22 protein-coding genes are annotated in these 17,095 nt (G+C 64.5%); 10 read left to right on the top strand and 12 right to left on the bottom strand.

Annotation, left to right across the window (positions count from 1 at the left end):
* Nucleotides 1-81 precede the first annotated feature (81 nt).
* Both CK489_RS34305 and CK489_RS34300 read left to right on the top strand, forming a co-directional pair.
* Nucleotides 82-408, top strand: a complete 327-nt coding sequence (locus CK489_RS34305; RefSeq protein ID WP_095735398.1) for an ArsR/SmtB family transcription factor — start codon at nucleotides 82-84, stop codon at nucleotides 406-408.
* Nucleotides 408-848, top strand: coding sequence for an SRPBCC family protein (locus CK489_RS34300; RefSeq protein ID WP_095735397.1), 441 nt, complete (start codon nucleotides 408-410; stop codon nucleotides 846-848). The genes CK489_RS34305 and CK489_RS34300 overlap by 1 nt, the downstream gene beginning before the upstream one ends.
* A gap of 90 nt (nucleotides 849-938) precedes the next feature.
* Here the strand turns inward: CK489_RS34300 and CK489_RS34295 are convergent, their stop codons facing one another.
* Nucleotides 939-1,400, bottom strand: a complete 462-nt coding sequence (locus CK489_RS34295) for a hypothetical protein (protein ID WP_095735396.1) — start codon at nucleotides 1,398-1,400, stop codon at nucleotides 939-941.
* A gap of 105 nt (nucleotides 1,401-1,505) precedes the next feature.
* Nucleotides 1,506-1,823 (bottom strand): Kazal-type serine protease inhibitor family protein, encoded by a 318-nt coding sequence (locus CK489_RS34290; protein ID WP_050631848.1) that lies wholly within the window; start codon nucleotides 1,821-1,823, stop codon nucleotides 1,506-1,508.
* 222 nt (nucleotides 1,824-2,045) lie between these two features.
* Between CK489_RS34290 and CK489_RS34285 the strand changes: the two genes are divergently transcribed.
* Both CK489_RS34285 and CK489_RS34280 read left to right on the top strand, forming a co-directional pair.
* The gene (locus CK489_RS34285) at nucleotides 2,046-3,701 is read left to right on the top strand and encodes a fumarate hydratase (protein ID WP_095735395.1); all 1,656 of its coding nucleotides are present in this window, start codon (nucleotides 2,046-2,048) and stop codon (nucleotides 3,699-3,701) included.
* Nucleotides 3,698-4,372: a DUF429 domain-containing protein gene (locus CK489_RS34280; RefSeq protein WP_095735394.1), complete on the top strand. Its 675-nt coding sequence runs from the start codon at nucleotides 3,698-3,700 to the stop codon at nucleotides 4,370-4,372. Before CK489_RS34285 ends, CK489_RS34280 begins: the two co-directional genes overlap by 4 nt.
* Nucleotides 4,373-4,382: 10 nt before the next feature.
* Here CK489_RS34280 and CK489_RS34275 read toward each other — a convergent pair whose 3' ends face one another.
* From CK489_RS34275 to CK489_RS34255, 5 genes are all read right to left on the bottom strand, one after another.
* The gene (locus CK489_RS34275; protein WP_050631850.1) at nucleotides 4,383-4,679 is read right to left on the bottom strand and encodes a hypothetical protein; all 297 of its coding nucleotides are present in this window, start codon (nucleotides 4,677-4,679) and stop codon (nucleotides 4,383-4,385) included.
* A 79-nt stretch (nucleotides 4,680-4,758) separates the two neighbouring features.
* Nucleotides 4,759-5,313: an inner membrane-spanning protein YciB gene (locus tag CK489_RS34270; RefSeq protein ID WP_095735393.1), complete on the bottom strand. Its 555-nt coding sequence runs from the start codon at nucleotides 5,311-5,313 to the stop codon at nucleotides 4,759-4,761.
* Nucleotides 5,314-5,369: 56 nt separating this feature from the next.
* Nucleotides 5,370-5,945 carry a hypothetical protein gene (locus tag CK489_RS34265; RefSeq protein ID WP_050631852.1) on the bottom strand — a complete coding sequence of 192 codons (576 nt, stop codon included), beginning with the start codon at nucleotides 5,943-5,945 and terminating at the stop codon, nucleotides 5,370-5,372.
* Nucleotides 5,946-6,090: 145 nt separating this feature from the next.
* Entirely contained in the window at nucleotides 6,091-6,498 is a 408-nt protein-coding gene (locus tag CK489_RS34260; RefSeq protein ID WP_095735392.1) for an MAPEG family protein, read from the bottom strand.
* A gap of 104 nt (nucleotides 6,499-6,602) precedes the next feature.
* Nucleotides 6,603-8,006, bottom strand: coding sequence for a carotenoid oxygenase family protein (locus tag CK489_RS34255; RefSeq protein ID WP_095735391.1), 1,404 nt, complete (start codon nucleotides 8,004-8,006; stop codon nucleotides 6,603-6,605).
* 112 nt (nucleotides 8,007-8,118) lie between these two features.
* Here CK489_RS34255 and CK489_RS34250 point away from each other — a divergent pair, with 112 nt between their 5' ends.
* Both CK489_RS34250 and CK489_RS34245 read left to right on the top strand, forming a co-directional pair.
* A complete protein-coding gene (locus CK489_RS34250) occupies nucleotides 8,119-8,844 on the top strand; it encodes a TetR/AcrR family transcriptional regulator (RefSeq protein WP_095735390.1) in 726 nt (241 codons plus the stop codon).
* A gap of 36 nt (nucleotides 8,845-8,880) precedes the next feature.
* Nucleotides 8,881-9,507 (top strand): DUF6321 domain-containing protein, encoded by a 627-nt coding sequence (locus tag CK489_RS34245; RefSeq protein ID WP_095735389.1) that lies wholly within the window; start codon nucleotides 8,881-8,883, stop codon nucleotides 9,505-9,507.
* On the opposite strand, the gene CK489_RS34240 is transcribed toward CK489_RS34245, so the two are convergent.
* Nucleotides 9,504-10,106: a hypothetical protein gene (locus CK489_RS34240; RefSeq protein WP_502694156.1), complete on the bottom strand. Its 603-nt coding sequence runs from the start codon at nucleotides 10,104-10,106 to the stop codon at nucleotides 9,504-9,506. The two genes, CK489_RS34245 and CK489_RS34240, sit on opposite strands and share 4 nt — an antisense overlap.
* 164 nt (nucleotides 10,107-10,270) lie before the next feature.
* Here CK489_RS34240 and CK489_RS34235 point away from each other — a divergent pair, with 164 nt between their 5' ends.
* A complete protein-coding gene (locus CK489_RS34235; RefSeq protein WP_095735387.1) occupies nucleotides 10,271-10,972 on the top strand; it encodes an SET domain-containing protein in 702 nt (233 codons plus the stop codon).
* A 29-nt stretch (nucleotides 10,973-11,001) separates the two neighbouring features.
* Here CK489_RS34235 and CK489_RS34230 read toward each other — a convergent pair whose 3' ends face one another.
* Nucleotides 11,002-11,436: an RrF2 family transcriptional regulator gene (locus tag CK489_RS34230; protein WP_095735386.1), complete on the bottom strand. Its 435-nt coding sequence runs from the start codon at nucleotides 11,434-11,436 to the stop codon at nucleotides 11,002-11,004.
* Nucleotides 11,437-11,519: 83 nt separating this feature from the next.
* On the opposite strand from CK489_RS34230, the gene CK489_RS34225 reads away from it, so the two are divergent.
* Together CK489_RS34225 and CK489_RS34220 are read left to right on the top strand one after the other, a co-directional pair.
* Nucleotides 11,520-11,978: a group III truncated hemoglobin gene (locus CK489_RS34225; protein WP_095735385.1), complete on the top strand. Its 459-nt coding sequence runs from the start codon at nucleotides 11,520-11,522 to the stop codon at nucleotides 11,976-11,978.
* A gap of 339 nt (nucleotides 11,979-12,317) precedes the next feature.
* Nucleotides 12,318-14,267 (top strand): hybrid sensor histidine kinase/response regulator, encoded by a 1,950-nt coding sequence (locus tag CK489_RS34220; protein ID WP_095735384.1) that lies wholly within the window; start codon nucleotides 12,318-12,320, stop codon nucleotides 14,265-14,267.
* 7 nt (nucleotides 14,268-14,274) lie between these two features.
* Here CK489_RS34220 and CK489_RS34215 read toward each other — a convergent pair whose 3' ends face one another.
* The 3 genes from CK489_RS34215 to CK489_RS34205 form a co-directional block, all read right to left on the bottom strand.
* The gene (locus CK489_RS34215) at nucleotides 14,275-14,979 is read right to left on the bottom strand and encodes a response regulator transcription factor (RefSeq protein ID WP_095735383.1); all 705 of its coding nucleotides are present in this window, start codon (nucleotides 14,977-14,979) and stop codon (nucleotides 14,275-14,277) included.
* Nucleotides 14,980-15,479: 500 nt separating this feature from the next.
* The gene (locus CK489_RS34210) at nucleotides 15,480-15,878 is read right to left on the bottom strand and encodes a hypothetical protein (protein WP_095735382.1); all 399 of its coding nucleotides are present in this window, start codon (nucleotides 15,876-15,878) and stop codon (nucleotides 15,480-15,482) included.
* A 33-nt stretch (nucleotides 15,879-15,911) separates the two neighbouring features.
* Entirely contained in the window at nucleotides 15,912-16,136 is a 225-nt protein-coding gene (locus CK489_RS34205; protein ID WP_095735381.1) for a hypothetical protein, read from the bottom strand.
* Between the two features lie 94 nt (nucleotides 16,137-16,230).
* Between CK489_RS34205 and CK489_RS34200 the strand changes: the two genes are divergently transcribed.
* A complete protein-coding gene (locus CK489_RS34200; RefSeq protein ID WP_050629125.1) occupies nucleotides 16,231-17,055 on the top strand; it encodes a helix-turn-helix domain-containing protein in 825 nt (274 codons plus the stop codon).
* Nucleotides 17,056-17,095 lie beyond the last annotated feature (40 nt).

The following is a 17,095-nucleotide window of genomic DNA, read 5'->3' as shown; positions in this document are numbered from 1 at the left end:
CGGAGCGGGCGAGCTGTTCCAGCGCCGCAACTGCGTTGCCTCCGCATTGACAATCGTATAAGTAATTGCTTATATATTTCTATGGCCACCGCCACGCAGCTGACCAATGTGCTCAAGAGCCTTGCCGACCCGACGCGGCGAGCGGTGTTCGAGCGGATCATCCGGGAGGGCGAAGTCGCCGCGACCGGGTTGGTGCAGGGCTCAAAGGTGTCGCAGCCGGCGGTGTCGCAGCATCTGCGCGCACTGCGCGACGCCGGGCTGGTCGTCGAGCGGCGCGAAGGCCGGCACATCCATTATCGCGTCGCGCCGAAGGGGCTCGGTCCGCTGATCGACTGGCTCGGCCACTACGAGACGTTCTGGGCCGAGCGCTTCGCCAATCTCGAGAAATTGTTGAAGGAGAGTGAGTGATGGGTGAGACGCACGCGATCACGGTCGAGAAGGTGCTGCCTTACGCTGCCGACAGGATCTGGCGGACGCTGACCACGAGCGAACTGCTGATGAAATGGCTGATGCCGAACGATTTCGTTGCTGCCGTCGGGCACCGGTTCAATTTCCGCACCAAGCCGATCGGCGACTGGGACGGCGTCGTGCATTGCGAGGTGCTGGATTGCGATCCGCCGCGCCTGCTGCGCTACTCATGGAAGGGCGGCGCCGACACCAACCCGGACTACGGCTCCAAGCTCGACTCGGTCGTCACCTGGACGCTGACGCCGGTCGAGGGCGGCACCCATGTCCGCATGGTGCATGACGGCTTCGTCTTCCCCGGCAACCGCTTCGCGTTCGACATGATGAGCCCGGGCTGGGGCAAGATCGTCGATGCGATCGGGCGGGTTACCGCGGAGGCCTAGAGCACTTTCCGTTCCGATTGAATCGGGACGGGGCTCTGGATCCTAGTTTGGCGCACGCGAACCGGTACCCACTTCACTCGCTCTAACGGTTCACTCGTTGTTGCTGCGGCGGACGGTGATCGAGGCATCGGTCTTGTTGCGCGTGCATTCGAGGTTGAGGCGGCGATAGCGCATCGTGATGGTGTTGCCGCGCAGGATGCCCATGCGCTTCAGGCAGCGTGAGGTGCCGGTGGTGGCATCGTCCTTCGGCACGGTGAAGATCAGTGCGGTCGCGGAGCCGACCAGGTTGAAGAACTCGGGCCTCATCTTGCGGTCGGTCTTGGCATAGAGCTCGATCGCATAGTCCTTGCCGCGGCAGCCGAGCGACAATTCCTTCGCCGCCGGATGTGTGAGGTAGGTGATGTTGGCGGCGCTGAAATTGACCTTCAGCCCGTCGATCTGGCCGGCGAGCTGCTTGGCGATGTCCACGCAGGGATCGGCATGCGCAGGTGCCGCGGTGAAGGCCGGCGCCAGCGCGATCAGCGCGGCGGGCAGGGTGGAGCGGATGCCCAAAGGCAAACGTTGGCGCAACGGTGCTGTCACGAAATACCCTCGCGGTACGAAAATACGCAAAGCTACATGCAGGCTCCCGCGCAGCGCGTCAATATGGCCCGCCCGTCAGGACGCGCACTTGCCGTCCTGCGCCTTGGAGGCGCCGGCGGCGCGGCGCTCGCAATCATTGCCGTAGGTCTTGCCGTCACAGCCGCACACGGGCTTGTAGATCTTGTTGCAGATCGTCGGCCGGAACGCGCAGGTGCCGGTCTGGTCGGCCCGGCCGCATTGCCCTTGCTTGAACTGGCAGAACTGGCCGACCCGGCTGCATTGCAGCCCGGCTAGGCCGCCGCACACCCTGCCGAGCCGTGCCGCATCGGCACCGCTCGGGAGCGCCATCAGCAGGGCCAGCGCCGCAAACCGGATGAAAAGCGCTGTCTTCATGAAGGCCTCCTGATGGCTTCCCTGGCCGATTGGTGGTGTGCTGCAAGTTGTGGCAACCCGAGATTACCGAGGGATGAAACCTAGCACGTGGATTTGGCGGTCCCGCGCATGGCTGGAAGGCGGCCGGCTTCCCTTTCCTTTGTCCGAAAAAGGCTTAGAACCGCTCTACATTGCCGGCGGCCGTGCGGCCGGACCGGGCCTTTCGAAACCGACGAGCAGCTCATGAACGCACCCTCAGCCTTTCCCGACCAGCAGAAGCCCGTTCCGCCCTACAAGCACACCCCGCTGTTCCCGCTTGGAGCGGACACCACGCCCTACAAGAAGGTGACGAGCGAGGGCGTCCGGGTCGAGAAGGTCCTCGGCAAGGACATGCTGGTGGTGTCGCGGGAGGCGCTGCGGGCGCTCTCCGAGGCCGCCTTCGGTGACATCAATCACTATCTGCGGCCGGGTCACCTGAAGCAGCTGCGCTCGATCCTCGAGGACAAGGAAGCCAGCGACAACGACAAGTTCGTCGCCTTCGACTTCCTGAAGAACGCCAACATCGCCGCCGGCGGCGTGCTGCCGATGTGCCAGGACACCGGCACCGCGATCATCATGGGCAAGAAGGGCTGTAACGTCATCACCGACGGCGACGACGAGGCCGCGCTGTCCGAAGGCGCGCGCGACGCCTATTTGCGACGCAACCTGCGCTATTCGCAGGTGGCGCCGCTGTCGATGTATGAGGAGAAGAACACCGCCAACAACATGCCGGCGCAGTGCGAGATCTATGCCGAGGGCGACGACGCCTACAAGTTCATGTTCATGGCCAAGGGCGGCGGAAGCGCCAACAAGAGCTTCCTGTTCCAGGCGACGCCGTCGGTGCTGACCAAGGACCGGCTGCTCGCGTTCCTGAAGGAGAAGGTGCTGACGCTCGGCACTGCGGCGTGCCCGCCGTACCACCTCGCGATCGTGATCGGCGGCACCTCGGCCGAGCTCTGCATGAAGACCGTGAAGCTTGCCTCGGCGCGCTATCTCGATGCGCTGCCGACCCACGGCTCGGCCGATGGCAACGCGTTCCGCGATCTCGAGATGGAGCAGGAAATCCTCAAGATGACGCAGTCGCTCGGTGTCGGCGCGCAGTTCGGCGGCAAGTATTTCTGCCACGACGTGCGCGTGATCCGCATGCCGCGTCACGGCGCCTCGCTGCCGATCGGGCTCGGCGTCTCCTGCTCGGCGGACCGCCAGGTGCTCGGCAAGATCACCAAGGACGGCGTCTATCTCGAGGAGCTCGAGCACAACCCGGCGCAGTATCTGCCCGCGGTCGAGCAATCGCTCGGCGGCGATGTGGTCAAGATCGACCTCAACAAGCCGATGAAGGAAATCCTCGCGACGCTGTCGCAATATCCGATCAAGACCCGGGTCTCGATGACCGGCACCATGATCGTGGCGCGCGACTCCGCGCATGCAAAGCTGCGCGAGCGGTTGGAGAAGGGCGAGCCGCTGCCGGATTATTTCAAGAACCACCCGGTCTACTACGCAGGTCCCGCCAAGACGCCCGATGGCTACGCCTCCGGCGCGTTCGGCCCGACCACGGCCGGCCGCATGGATTCCTTCGTCGACCAGTTCCAGGCCGCCGGCGGCTCGATGGTGATGGTCGCCAAGGGCAACCGCGCCGTCGCGGTGCGCGAGGCCTGCAAGAAGCACGGTGGCTTCTATCTCGGCTCGATCGGCGGCGCCGCGGCGAACCTCGCCGAGCACTGCATCAAGAAGGTCGAGGTGGTCGAGTATCCCGAGCTCGGCATGGAAGCGATCTGGCGCATCGAAGTGGTCGACTTCCCGGCCTTCATCATCATCGATGACAAGGGCAACGACTTCTTCAAGGAATTGAACCTGGGTTGATCGCGGTCGGCCTCGACGGATTTTCCAAGGGCTGGGTCGCCGTCAGCATCGACGGCGACCAGCGGACGATTTCCTTTCACGGCGATGTCGCGGACGCGCTGTCGTGTCCGTTCGATCGTGCCGGGATCGATATCCCGATCGGCATGACCGATGACGGCGAGCGCGCCTGCGATCGTCTCGCTCGTGCGCGTCTGCGCCCGCACACCTCGCGCGTCTTCACCGGCGCCCGGCGCTGGCTATGGCAGGAATATCGCGATCCCGATTTGGCGAACGAGGAGGCTGGGCGCCGCGGCCAGACCGCCGTCTCGCGCCAGCTCTGGCATCTCGGCAACAAGATCATGGAGGTCGATGCGTTCGTACGCGCGAACGCCGCGCGTGACATCCGCGAGGTGCATCCCGAACTGGTGTTCCTGCGGCTGAACGGCGGCGCGACGCTGCCGCGCAAGAAGTCCGAGGAGGGTGATGCGCTCCGCCGCAGGCTGCTCGAGCGATCAGGGTTTCACGATATCGATCACTGGCTGACGCGTGCGCGGATCGGCAGCGGCGCAAAGCGCGACGACGTGCTGGATGCCTGCGCGGTGGCGCTGGCGGCCCATCAACCGAGCGGCCGCGTTCCCGAGGGATCGCAGCCGCTGGATGGACATGATCTGCCGATGCAGATCTGGTTCTAGAAAAAGGCGCTTAGGCCCGGGTGCCGGTGAAGGGGAAGCTGCCCATCGGGCCGATGCCCATCTCGCCGGAGATGCCGTCGCCGGCGACCTTGCCGGTGAATTCGAGCGTCAGCGGCATCGGGTTGGTGATGGAAACCTTCCAGGCGACGCTGTCGCCGTTCACGGTGCCGTCGAAGATTTCGGTGGAGTTGCCCTCGGCACCCTGCGTGCCGGTGAGCGTGCCGCCCGAGCTTGCCAGCGACAGCGTCGCCTTCCGCTCGCCCATCGGCGTCGTCATCGTGAGATTCCAGTTTCCGTCCACCGCCATTGATGTATCCCCTCGGTTATTTGGAGCGTCGCGGGTATAGCCCATCTTGCTGCTTGCGCCTAGTTCGCGGCTGCGGCGATCAGGCGCGGGCTGCGGCGCGCAGCCGGCTACTGGTGAGGAAGCGGAAGGCGACATACTGGATCGCGAAGGCGGCGATCTTGGCGCCGAGCAGCACCACCGACACGTAGAACGCCCACAGCTTGATGTCGCCGGTCGCTGCGACCGCGATGGTGCCGGCGGCGAGGATGAACATCAGCCCGGCCCAGGCATAGCCGGCGAGGGTGGCATATTCCGGAATCGTCTCGGTCACGATCGGCGGCAGGTAGCGCAGCATCCAGCCGCGCTTCAGCATGATCGCGCCGATCGCGATATGGCCAATCGCGGGCTTCGCCAGCACGAAGCGCGGATCGTGGGTGAGCAGCGTCGCGCCGCCGAGCACGATCACCAGCCCGAGGCTCGCCCATGTCATGTAGCCGAGCGCCTGTCCCTTCACGCGCGCATAGACCACTTGCGCGATCGCGCCCGCGATCGCAACGCTGGTCGCGATCAGCACATTGTCGGTGGCGAGATAGATCACCAGAAACACGATGGTGGAGAGGAAGTCGCTCGCGAGCCTGGCAAATACGCTCTTCATCGTCGTGGTTTCCGTTTCCTCGGGAGGTGATTGTTGTGATGTCGTTGTAGCAGCGTCTAGGGCGACGGCAGCGCGCCGGCCGGCGGCGCGCCGTCCCTGGCCATCCGATATTGCGGATACCAGCGGGTGAAGCCGACCGCGGCGTTGCGTGCGGCGAAAGCGACCAGCAGGCCCGTCCACAGCGGCAGGGCCGGCACATAGAGTACCGCCACGTTGCTGATCAGCATCAGCAGCGTCGCAGCGGTCCAGGCGCCGGTGATCAGGTAGTTGGCATAGAGGAAGCCGGGCTGCTTCGCGATCTCCGCATCGACCTGCTCGAGCGCGTATTGCCGCGTGAAGGGGTGGCCGATCAGGATCGAGCCGAACGACACCGCGAGGATGCCGGCATCGACCGCGATCTTCACCGCGATCATGCTCGGCGTTGCATCGATGAAGGTGAGGTAGCTGCCGACCGCGGTGAAGACGATCACCGAGCCGACGCCGAGGATCTTGATGCTGCGGCCGCGCGCGATATCGAAGGCGATGACCGCAAGGCAGATCAGGGCGGCAGCGAGCAGGCTCACCGTGGTCGAGGTCACCAGCATCAGCGTGGCGAAGGCACCGTAGGGAGCGAGGATCAGGAAGATCGTCATTGCGAGCCTCAAGGGCTAATCTTTACAACGTAAAGATAACCTAGAGGCGCAAGGGAAGAGCGTCAAGCGAAATCTTTACAGTGTCAAAATCGTGATGTGATTTCGAAAAACATAGGTATCTCAGTGCATTGCGATGGAGGTCGTCCTATCCGTCCCAGTTCGTTCTCGACAATGTCGTGACCGCGCAGGTGATGAGCAGGCCGATCGTGATGAAGATGCCGCCGGCCCGCCCGATCGAGAATCGCAACGAGCCCGGCGCCGCGTACATCCCGAGCGGATGGATCAGCCGCGACAGCAGCAGCGCCCCCATCAGGATGTGTACCCGCGCCGGCGGTGCGCCGGCCATTTCCAGGAAGGCGACCATCAGCGTGATGATCGGGACATACTCCATGAAGTTGGCATGGACGCGGATCGCGTTGCGCAGCGCGATGTTGCCGCCGTCGCTGAACGGCGCAAGGCTGTTTCGCCGCAACCGGATCACCTGCAAGGCGAGGGCGGCGTAAAGCAGGGCGAGAATTGCAAGGTAGCCAGCCGTGATCGAAGGCATGTGCATGCGAACCTCCCCTGATGCCGTTGCAATGTCCTTTCACAACGCCGGTCAGAGGCGTGCATCGGCCCGCCTCTGACATTGCGACGTCAGTTACGTTACGTCCGGAACTACTCCGCCCCCACCCAATTGCCGTGGAAGCCGTCCGGCACGCGATGGCCGAGATGGACCAGCGCCGCCGGGCCCGCCTCGACATCCTGCGCGTTGAACACGGCGAGGTCGCTGCGGTTTTCGCGGGCACGCCAGACCACCGCGAGCAGCCAGCCGTCGCCTTCCGCGGCATCAGCGCTGCGCTCGACGAACACCGGCTCGGAGATCGTGTCGCCGGCAGGCAGGAGATAGTGGCCGAGCCGCTTGCCTCGGCCGTCGACATGCACGATGCCCGACAGCGCGCCGAACATCGGCAGATCCGGGTTGGCGCAGGCGTACCAGCCGTGATTGCTGGCAAGTCCGGCACGGCGATCGTCGACGCGGGGGAATTCGCCGGTGAGGTCGTCGAGATAGGTTTGCGTGAAGCGGTCGGTGTTGCCGGAAAGGTCGAAGGTCCAGCGGCAATAGCGCGCGCGATTCTTCTTCGGATCGGTCGGCGAGCCGTCGGGATGGTTGAACAGCGGCGCTTCCTCGAACTGCATCACGTCGGCGACGATGCGGTTGCCGTCTTCCCACGCATTCATGACGTGGAAGACGTAGCAGGTCTCGGCGCGGAACCAGACGATGTCCTTGGATGAGCCGCTGCGCTTCATGACGCCGACATAGGCGCCTTTCTCCGGCTCCCAGGCGTAGGGGGCCTGTCCGCGCATCGCGCGCTGCATGCTGCCGGTGATCGGCAGGATCGGAAACAGCACGTGGTTCGTGGTGACGATGAAGTCGTGCACCATGCTGGCATAGGGCGCTTCGAAGCGTTCGAACCGCGTCACCACGCCGGATGAGCTCACGGAGCCGTATGACAGTGCCGGCGTCAGCGGACCTGCGGCGTTGTAGCCGAAGAACACCATCTCGCCGGTGACCGGATCGATCTTGGGATGCGCACTGAAGGGGCCCGAGATCGCGCCCTTATAGTCGCAATAGCCGAGGCGATCGAGCGTGCCCGGCTCGATCTCGGTCGGCAGATGGCCTTCCTCGAGCGCGAGCAGGCGGCCGCCATGGAAGATGATGTTGGTGTTGGCGACGCCGCCGTCAGTCGTGATGTCGGCGGGCGCGTCCGGCAGCTTGCGGCCGAAGCCGCCGAACAGCGCGCGACCCGCGTCGTGCTCGGCCTGCCATTTCGGAGTGCGGACCCAGCGGTTGCGGTAGCTGGCGCGGCCATTCTCGAGATGAAAGGCGTGCAGCATCCCGTCACCGACGAACCAATGCGCGCCCGGCGCCTCGAACTGTGGATTGGGGCCGTTGCGGTACAGCGTGCCGTTCAGCTCGCGCGGCAATTCGCCGGTGATCTTCAGGAACGGCGCGTCGGCTTCAAACGGGATCGGCGCCAGATTGGTCCGCGCCGTGGTGGATGTGACCTGATCGAGCATTCGCGGCTCCCTGCATTATGATCTTTACATCGTAAAGATATCAGTAGGGATGACGCCTTCGATCGTCAAGCAAAATCTTTACAGTGTAAAAATTGCGACATATAACGGCGTCATGGGAAGATTATCCAAGGAAAACAAAGCGGCTCGCCCGGCGCGGGCTCCGGCACGCCGGGTTGCGCGGGTAGCTGCGGATCGTCCGGCATCGCGGCGCCGGGCCAATGACACGCCGTATCACCACGGCGACCTGCATGAGGCGCTGCTCAAGGCTGCCGAACGCGTGCTCGAGCGCGACGGACTGGCGGGGCTGACCCTGCGCGCAGTGGCGCGCGAGGCCGGCGTGTCGCACGCCGCTCCCACGCATCATTTCGGCGATCTCACCGGTTTGCTCAGCGAACTCGCGGCGATCGGATTCCGGCAATTCGGCCAGGCGATGGCGGCGGCGGACGCTTCAGCGGCGTCGCCGCCCGAAAAGGGCGTGGCGAGCGCCAAGGCTTATGTCGCCTATGCTCAGGCGCATCCCGGCATGTATGGGCTGATGTTCCGCAGCGAGCGCCTCGATCATTCGCGTCCCTCGCTGCACGAGGCGTCCGAAGCATCGTTCGCAGGGCTGACCCGCGGCGTCGGCGCCAGCCGGCATGAGCAGATTTCCAAGGAGCAGCTTACGTTGGATCAGGCTGCCGCGATCGCATCCGCCTGGTCGCTGGTGCATGGTTTCACCATGCTGCTGCTCGACGGACGCCTCAAGACGATTCTGGACCGAGCGCCCGAAGGCACGTCGGTCGAGACATTGTTGACCGCGATGCTGCGTTTGTCCGCGGGCCGCTCGGCGCGGCCGTAACCGAGCAACCCTTCTCGTGCCTGCGCGTTGACGCGCATGGCACGATCACCGCGCGTTCCCTGGAAACGTCCGAACCCGCGCAAGCGGGCGGGCAAGGCGTCGAAGCATTTGTCGCCGCCGAAGAAGGCTGCCGCCAGGGCGGCCGCGCGACGTGCCGGACGGCGCTACCCCAACCTCGTGGACAATATGCGCATGGCAGCAAAAACGAAGCGCAGCACGAAGACGTCCGGAAAGAAGCGGGCGGCATATAAGCGCCCGTCTGCGAAGAACAGCGCGGCGAAGAAGCGGACGACGACAAGAACATCGGCGCGGAAAGGCGCTGGTCGTGCGCGTGAAAAGGATCCGCGTGGCGGGCTTACCGCGGCCGGCCGCAAGGCATTCGCGGTGAAGCAGGGAGCGCATCTGAAACCCGGCGTCACGAAGAAGGAAGCCGAGATGACGCCGCAGGAGATGCGGCGGAAGGGCAGCTGGGCGGTGCGCTTCTACGGGCGCAAAAAGCTGCCACCGCTGGTCGATGATCGTGGACGGCCGACACGGCATGCACTGTCGGCCCATGCCTGGGGCGAACCAGTTCCCAAAACGGTGGCCGCTGCGCGCCGCATCGCGGCCAAGGGCGAACGCCTGCTACAACGCTACAAACGTGCGAAGCAGCAGAAGCGCTAGCGTTTTGTCAGCGACGTGGAGCGGCCGCTCTGGCCGATCGTCTTGACCTGATCCGTGCCGCATTTGAAATCGCGGGCGAAATCATCGGCGGCCTGCCGCGCCAACACGTTGGCGTCGGGATTGGCCGCGACGTCGACATAGGCGACGTGACAGACATCGCCCGGCGGCAGCCGCGTCACCGCGAGCATCGCCCGCGAGACCGGCCCGCCGCGCTTGTCCTGCTCGCTGTTGTCGGCGATCTGCCAGCGCTGGATGATCGCAAAAGGCTTGCTGCCTGCGGTGCGCCATTCGACCGTGTCGCCGGTCGAGCTGAACGGGCCGAACCAGGCCCGCGCCGCCGGTTCCTTCGCCGCAGCCGCGCGATTTCGCCCCACAGAGACCACTTCGCGCAGGTCGCCCTCGTTGATCAGCACCACGAGGCCGGATTTCCCCGGGCAGACCCGCGTGGTGCTGCCGTCCTCCTCGTTGGGCTTGCCGATCATGCGGCAGGCCTTCGGCGCGGTCGAGGTGTAGCTGCTGCTGATCGTCTCAGGGGCAGCCTGACCGGGATTTGCGCAGGCAAGCGCCATAACGGCTGTTGCAAAAGCAAGGTATTTCATCGGGAAAACCTGTGATCCGGACGTTACTTTGTGTCTGACATATGCAATCTGGGGAAGGTTCAACAGACACGCTGGAAACACCTGACAGGCGCGCGGAATCGTCCTAGAAGGGCGGCTTCGCAACTTTGTCGCGTGCGCCCCGGCGTGCCGTAGCCTCGATCATCATGCCCGCATCATTATCGCACAAGCCCTATCGCGTCGGCCGTTCCCGCACCGGCCTTGGCCTTTTCGCCACCAAGCCGATCAAGAAAGGCACCAAGATCATCCGCTATTTCGGGCCGCTGCTCGATTCGAAGAAGAAGGATGAGGACGCGATCGAGAACAAATACCTGTTCGAGCTCACCAACCGCTGGACCATCGACGGTTCGGTCCGCGAGAACGTCGCCCGCTACATCAACCACGCCTGCCGGCCGAACGCGGAATCCGACGTCAAGCCGCGCAAGCGCAAGGTGTTCATCCGCGCCATCAAGGACATCGAGCCGGGCGACGAGATCAACTACGATTACGGAACCGACTACTTCAAAGCGTATCTGAAGCCGATCGGCTGCAAGTGCGACGCCTGCGAGAAGAAGCGCAAGAAGAAGCGCGCGGAGGCGCGGGCGGAGCGGGTGCGGCTGAAGGAAAAGGCCGAACGGAAGGCGAAGCGCGAGGCCGAGAAGCGGGCCGGGCAGAGGAAGGCCGGCGCGAAGCAGGCCGCCAAGGCAAACGGCAACGCCAAGGCCCTGAACGCCAAGGCCCTGAACGCCAAGACCTTGAATGGCAAGGCCCTGAACGGCAAGCACCTCAACGGCCACAGTCTCACTGCCGCTGCCGGCAAGCGCGCGGTCCCTTCAAAGCGCGGCGCCGCGCGTCCGTTGCAGGCCTGAGTTCCGAGACTGATCCTGTTCGACGATCGTCATGATGCGCGCGCCGGATGGCGCGCGGGGCGCGGCAGGTAGGCGCATTCGGCCAGCGTGGTCCCGTCGAGCTCGCGCATGAAGGCCTCACGAGCCGCGGCGAGCTTCGCCTTCAGCCGGCAGCGCGGCAGCAGCACGCAATCCCCGCCATCATCCCTGAAACACTCGACCAGCGCGCTGCCGCCTTCCAGCGCGCGGACCACCTGCCCGAGGGTGATGGTCTCCACCGGCCGCGCCAGCGAAAACCCGCCGCCCGCGCCGCGCTGGGTCGCGATGAAGCCGGCCTCTGCGAGGTCGCGCACCACCTTGGCGAGGTGATTGCGGGAGATGCCGAACTCCGCCGCGATCTCGCTGGTCGCGAACGAGCGGTCCGGCTCGCCGGCCAGCCGCATCAGGGCGCGGAGCGCAAAATCCGTGAACGAAGTCAGGCGCATGGAAGCCCTTCGAAATCAGCACTTGGCGGATCAGCTATAGCAGTCTAAATAGGTATTTGAAATGCATATTTAGGATATGAGCGATGACAGGAGCAGAGCGCCGCGAGCAGATCACCGCCGAGATCGTCGCGCGGACCGGGATCACCGAGGCCATGATCGCGCAGCTGGTGCACGCCTTCTACGCCAAGGTCCGCAACGACCCGATGATCGGCCCGGTATTCGAGGCCAAAATCAGCAACTGGGAGCCGCATCTGGCGCAGATGTGTGCGTTCTGGTCCTCGGTCGCGCTGATGACCGGGCGCTATCACGGCACGCCGATGGTCATGCACATGCCGCTGCCGATCGATGCCGCGCATTTCGATCGCTGGCTCGAGCTGTTCGAGGCGACTGCACATGAACTGTGCCCGCCGGTTGCCGCGGTTCATTTCATCGAACGCGCACGGCGCATCGCCGCAAGCCTGGAGATGGGCGTTGCCAGCGGACAGCGCGTGATGCTGGGGGTGGGCGAACGCTACAGGCGAGCAGAAACGAGCGCTGTGTAATCGGTCGCAGCGCCCTGGTCCGAGCTTCGCGCGCAACAGGTCGGTGACGACATCGCGCAACCCTATGCGTCGCAATGAGCCGAGTGAGAGGCCGCCAGCAAGGCGGCCTCCATTCGGTGGACGGTTAGTAACAGGGTTGCCCCAGCCACCACCTAGTTGCGCACTTCAAATTGCGATCCGAGACAATTCCCGGTCCTGCATCGCAACATGCAGTCAATATCGCGGATTGGCCGATGAATCGGAATCCGATCTTTGTGCAGATTTGTGCGCTTGCAAGAGGTTTGATCCGCGTCAAGCAAGCACTGAGGTTCCAACGTAGTCTGCTCGCCCGGAGGCATAATGGCGGCTCGAGCGGACGAGGGAGCGGTAGTGGAGCCACGCCGTTCTCCCAATGGTGATCAGTTTCGCGGCTTCGTCGAGTATGCACCCGTTGCGATCGCCATGTTCGATCGCGAGATGCGATACTTGGCGGCGAGCCGGCGCTGGATCGACGATTACGGGCTGAGCGGCAAGATCGAGGGCCGGTCACACTACGAAGTCTTCCCCGAGATTCCGCAGGCTTGGCGCGTGATCCACCAGCGCGCAATGAACGGCGAATCGTGCAGCTCGGAGGAGGACAGGTTCGAGCGCGTTGACGGGACCGTGCAATGGCTGAGGTGGGACGTCCGGCCCTGGTTCGGACCGGACGGCGGCATCGGCGGAATATTGATCCTCACCGAAGATATCACCCGCAGAAAGGCGGCCGAAGAAGAGCTGCAGCGCGATCGCGAGCTGCTGCGCGCCTCCGAGGATCGCTACCGTGCGATGTTCGAGGCGGCGCCCAATCCGATCGTCCTGATCAACGCGCGAGGAACGATGGAGGCTGTCAATCCGGCGATGCTCGCCGTCTTCGGTTATGAGCTGAGCGAGTTGCTGGGGAGAAACGTGAGCCTCCTGATGCCGGAAGCCGACGCGATGGCACACGACAACTATCTGCGTCGATATGCCGAAACCGGCCAGGGGAGCATCATCGGTATCGGCCGCGAGGTGTCCGCCAAGCGCAAGAGCGGCGCCGTGTTTCCCGCGGAGCTCGCGATCACCATCTGGCGCAACGAGAACGGTGCGCAGCTCTATTGCGGCACACTCACGGACGTGACCGAGCGGAAGCAGGCCGAACGGCTCGTGGCCGAAAGGCAGCGGCTTGATGCGATCGGACTGCTTGCAGGCGGCGTTGCCCATGATTTCAACAACTCGCTTGCGGTCATTCTGGGAAACCTTGAACTCGCCGAGCCACGAATAGGCGATCGCGCGGCGCAGCATCTCGTCGAGCGCGCGCTCCAGGCCGCAAAACTCGCTTCCACGGTGACCAAGCGGCTGCTGGCGCTCGCCAGGAAACCCGAAGGCGAATGGGAGATCGTTTCACTCAACGACGTGGTGCGCGAGATGATGCCGCTGCTCGAAAGTCTCGTCGCGGGCCAGTGGTCGTTGCGCGTTGACCTCCTGGAGGGACTCTGGCTGACGCGGGTTCCTGCGGGTGAGGTATGCAGCGCGCTTCTGAACCTGGCCGCCAATAGCCGGGACGCAATGCCGGAGGGCGGCAGCATCACGATCACCACGCGCAACATGCATGTGACGGAAGGGGCTCGCACGGCGGCGCCTGGCCACTACGTGTGCCTCTCCGTTACGGATACCGGCGAAGGGATGACGGCCGACGTTCTCCACAAGGTCTGGGATCCGTTCTACTCGACCAAGAAGCCGGGCCGAGGCACGGGATTGGGACTGACGACGGTCAGGAATCTCGCCAAGCTTGCCGGAGGCTTCGCGAAGATCGCCAGCGTGCAGGGAGAGGGCACCACCGTGACGCTGCATTTTCCCCGCGCCGAGTCCGTGACATCGGCGCAGCTCGTCGATCCGGTATCGATTCCGTTGGGGGACGGCGAAACCATCCTGGTCGTGGATGATGATGACGAGGTGCGTGAGATCGCGATGAAGCGTCTGGAAGCGCTTGGCTATGTCACACTCGAGGCGCGCGCCGGGGAAGAAGCCGTGACGACATTACGAAGCGATGGAGCGATTGATCTCGTCTTCGCCGACGTGGTGATGCCCGGGATGTCGGGGTATGAGCTTGCGCGATGGATCCGCGCGCACCGGCCGCGGACGGCGGTCGTGCTGACGAGCGGCTATCCGGGCGAGGCCAAGACGACCGAGTCCAGCGACGGACCCCCGCTGCTGCTCAAACCCTACGGTCGTGAACAGCTCGCCCGCTGCATTCAACAGGCGCTCGCAGAGAGACCGCCCCCGACAACCTGAATGTGTGCTATCCGCAGAACACATAGCCGACCCCTCTGACGCTCTTGATCAGATGGGGTGTATCCGAGAGCGGTTCGATCTTGCGTCGCAGGCGGGCGATATGGCCGTCGAGCGTACGATCGAGCGGCGACCAGTCACGGCCTCGGAGGAAGGTGTTGATCTCGTCACGCGAGAGCACCCGTGAGGGATGACGTAGGAACAGCTCGAGTAACCTGATTTCGGTTTCGGTCAGCTCAACGACGTCTCCGTCCAGCCGGCGCAGCACGCGGCGCCGAAGATCGAGGATCGCATGGTCGAAGCTGTAGGCATCGAGCGTGGCGCGCTGGTTCTCCCGCGAGTCATCGTAGCGGCCGAGCAAGGTGCGGACGCGCAGAATGACTTCGCGAATATGGAAAGGCTTCGTGACATAGTCGTCGGCGCCGTGTTCGAGCCCACGGACACGCTCGATCGGCTCGGCCCGTCCCGTGATGATCAGGATCGGCACGTTGATCGTCGTTCTGATCTCGCGGGCCAGCTGCAAACCGTCATCCGAGCCCAGTCCGATGTCGAGCGTGATCAGATCGACGGGGCAGCGTTCCAGCAGCTTGATCGCCGCCTCCCGGCTCGCGGCTTCGGTCACGGTGAATCCTTCCGCCACCAGACCCGAGGCTAATACTCTTCGAACGTCTGGGTCGTCTTCGATAACGAGGATCGTTTTCTGCGGAAGCTGCATGCGTGGACCAAGTCTTGGGGGCGCATTTTTATCAGTCCCGGCCACATTTCATTGAGTTGGATCAAAACAGGGACCGCCGCTGCTCTGCGCGCAGGACTCCGACAAATCTGCACAAATCTTGGATCGCACCGCCGACGTTCGGGTGGCTATCCTATGCGGACAAGCAGAAGCAAGACGCTAAGAAACGTTCGGGAGCGGCAGAATGTCGAGGACGGACAATTGCCTTCGGAATCAGCGTCAGACCCCCATCACACCGCGCGAGGCGTACGACCCGGTCCATTGGCAGCAATGTGCGACATGCGCGAGGGCAAGGGCGGGTGACGCACCGGCGCATCGGGTGGCCGCGCTCAAGCAGGAGGCCGCCGACTACGAGCGGCTCGCGGCATATGCGACGGCCGTTCAGGCCGCGACCGAGGCGGCCTAGTTCTTCCCCGGCGCGCTCAGACCGCCCCCCCCCACACAGGTCTGGCGCGCCGGGTGCTTTTTTACAGAACTGGATTCTACGCCGTAACCATCGCTCCGCTCCTCCGCAACCCGACATATTGCAGCTCGGCGAACACGCCGGTGGCGATCGCCTGGGCGAGGATCACGATCGTGCCGAAGAGGTTCGGCGACACCGCGCCCGAGAGCAGCAGCGCGATGCTGGCGAGCGTCCAGGCCGCGTTGCCGGCGACCACGAGGATCACGGGGCCTTTCGGCAGCGAGGTCCTTGCGCCGAGCCAGCCGACCAGCGCGGTGTAGGCGATCAGGAACAGCCCGGTCTCGCGCAGCAGCGCTTCCGGCAGGCCGAGCAGCGAGGCCAGCGTGCTGGTGTCGAGCACCATTGCGACCGCGGATACGCCGCTGAACACGGCATCGGCAAGCAAAGCGCGGCGCAGCAGCGGGGACGAATGGATCATGGCAGCATTCTCCTTGGGTTGGGACGGGGTTAGTCAGCGGAACAGGGACTGCAGCTGACGCCACAGCCGAGGCGGGCACAGCGCCTTGCCGACCCTCATCTCGACCGCGTAGACCTGCGCGAACACGAACAGGCCGGTCGCGTGCACGAGCGGCTGGGGCAGGTTGAGCGAGCGCGCGACCAGCCAGGTGGCCAGATGGACCAGCCACGGGAGCAGGGCGGCGAAGGCGCGGAAAAGGGACAGCATCAGCATGGTCATCTCCTGTGCCGTGGAAGATGAGCCGCCCTGCACGCCAATTCGATTACCTCAGGCGTAATGGAACGGGCGAATTCCGCATGGTAGGTTTTGCACCATGAACGCACATGCATCCCTGGCGCGGGCCGAGCCCGCAAAACCCGTCCTGATCGGCGAGCACCTGCGCGAGTGGCGGCAGCGCCGCCATCTCAGCCAGCTCGACCTTGCCGTCGATGCCGAGATCTCGGCGCGGCATCTGAGCTTCGTCGAGACCGGCCGCTCGGCGCCGTCGCGCGACATGGTCCTCAAACTGGCGGAGCGCCTCGACGTGCCCTTACGCGAACGCAACGTGCTGCTGGTCGCCGCGGGTTTCGCGCCCGCATTCCCGCAACGTTCGCTGGAGGATCCGGCGCTGAAATCGGCGCGCGAGGCGATCAACCTGGTGCTGAAGGCGCACGAGCCCAATCCGGCGCTGGCCTATGACCGGCACTGGAATCTGGTCTCGGCCAACCGCATGGTGGCGCCGCTGCTCGAGGGCGTGCCGCAGCGGCTGCTCGGCCAGCCCTTCAACATCCTGCGGCTGGCGTTCCACCCGGAGGGCCTCGCGCCGCGCACCGTCAACCTCGCCGAATGGGCCGCGCATCTTCTGGAGCGGCTGCACCGGCAATGCGAGGCCACGGCCGACCCGGAGCTGCTCAAGCTCTACCAGGACCTGAAGTCCTATCCGATCCCGGCGCGCTCGGCGCCGATCACCACCGACAACAATGTCGCGCTGCCGTTCAAGCTGCGACTCAACGGCGAGATCCTGAGCTTCATCTCGACCACCATGGTGTTCGGCACCCCGGTGGACATCACCCTGCAGGAACTGGCGCTGGAGACGTTTTTCCCGGCCGATGAACTGACCGCCGAGCGGATGCGGCAGATGGCAGCCAGTATGAAATAGCGGCTTGTCTCGGGGCGCTTTCTGCCTACCTTTGGGGTTC

The organism is Bradyrhizobium sp. UFLA03-84 (assembly GCF_002289535.1).
Classification (GTDB): domain Bacteria; phylum Pseudomonadota; class Alphaproteobacteria; order Rhizobiales; family Xanthobacteraceae; genus Bradyrhizobium; species Bradyrhizobium viridifuturi.
This window is presented reverse-complemented; position numbering and strand designations above follow the sequence as displayed.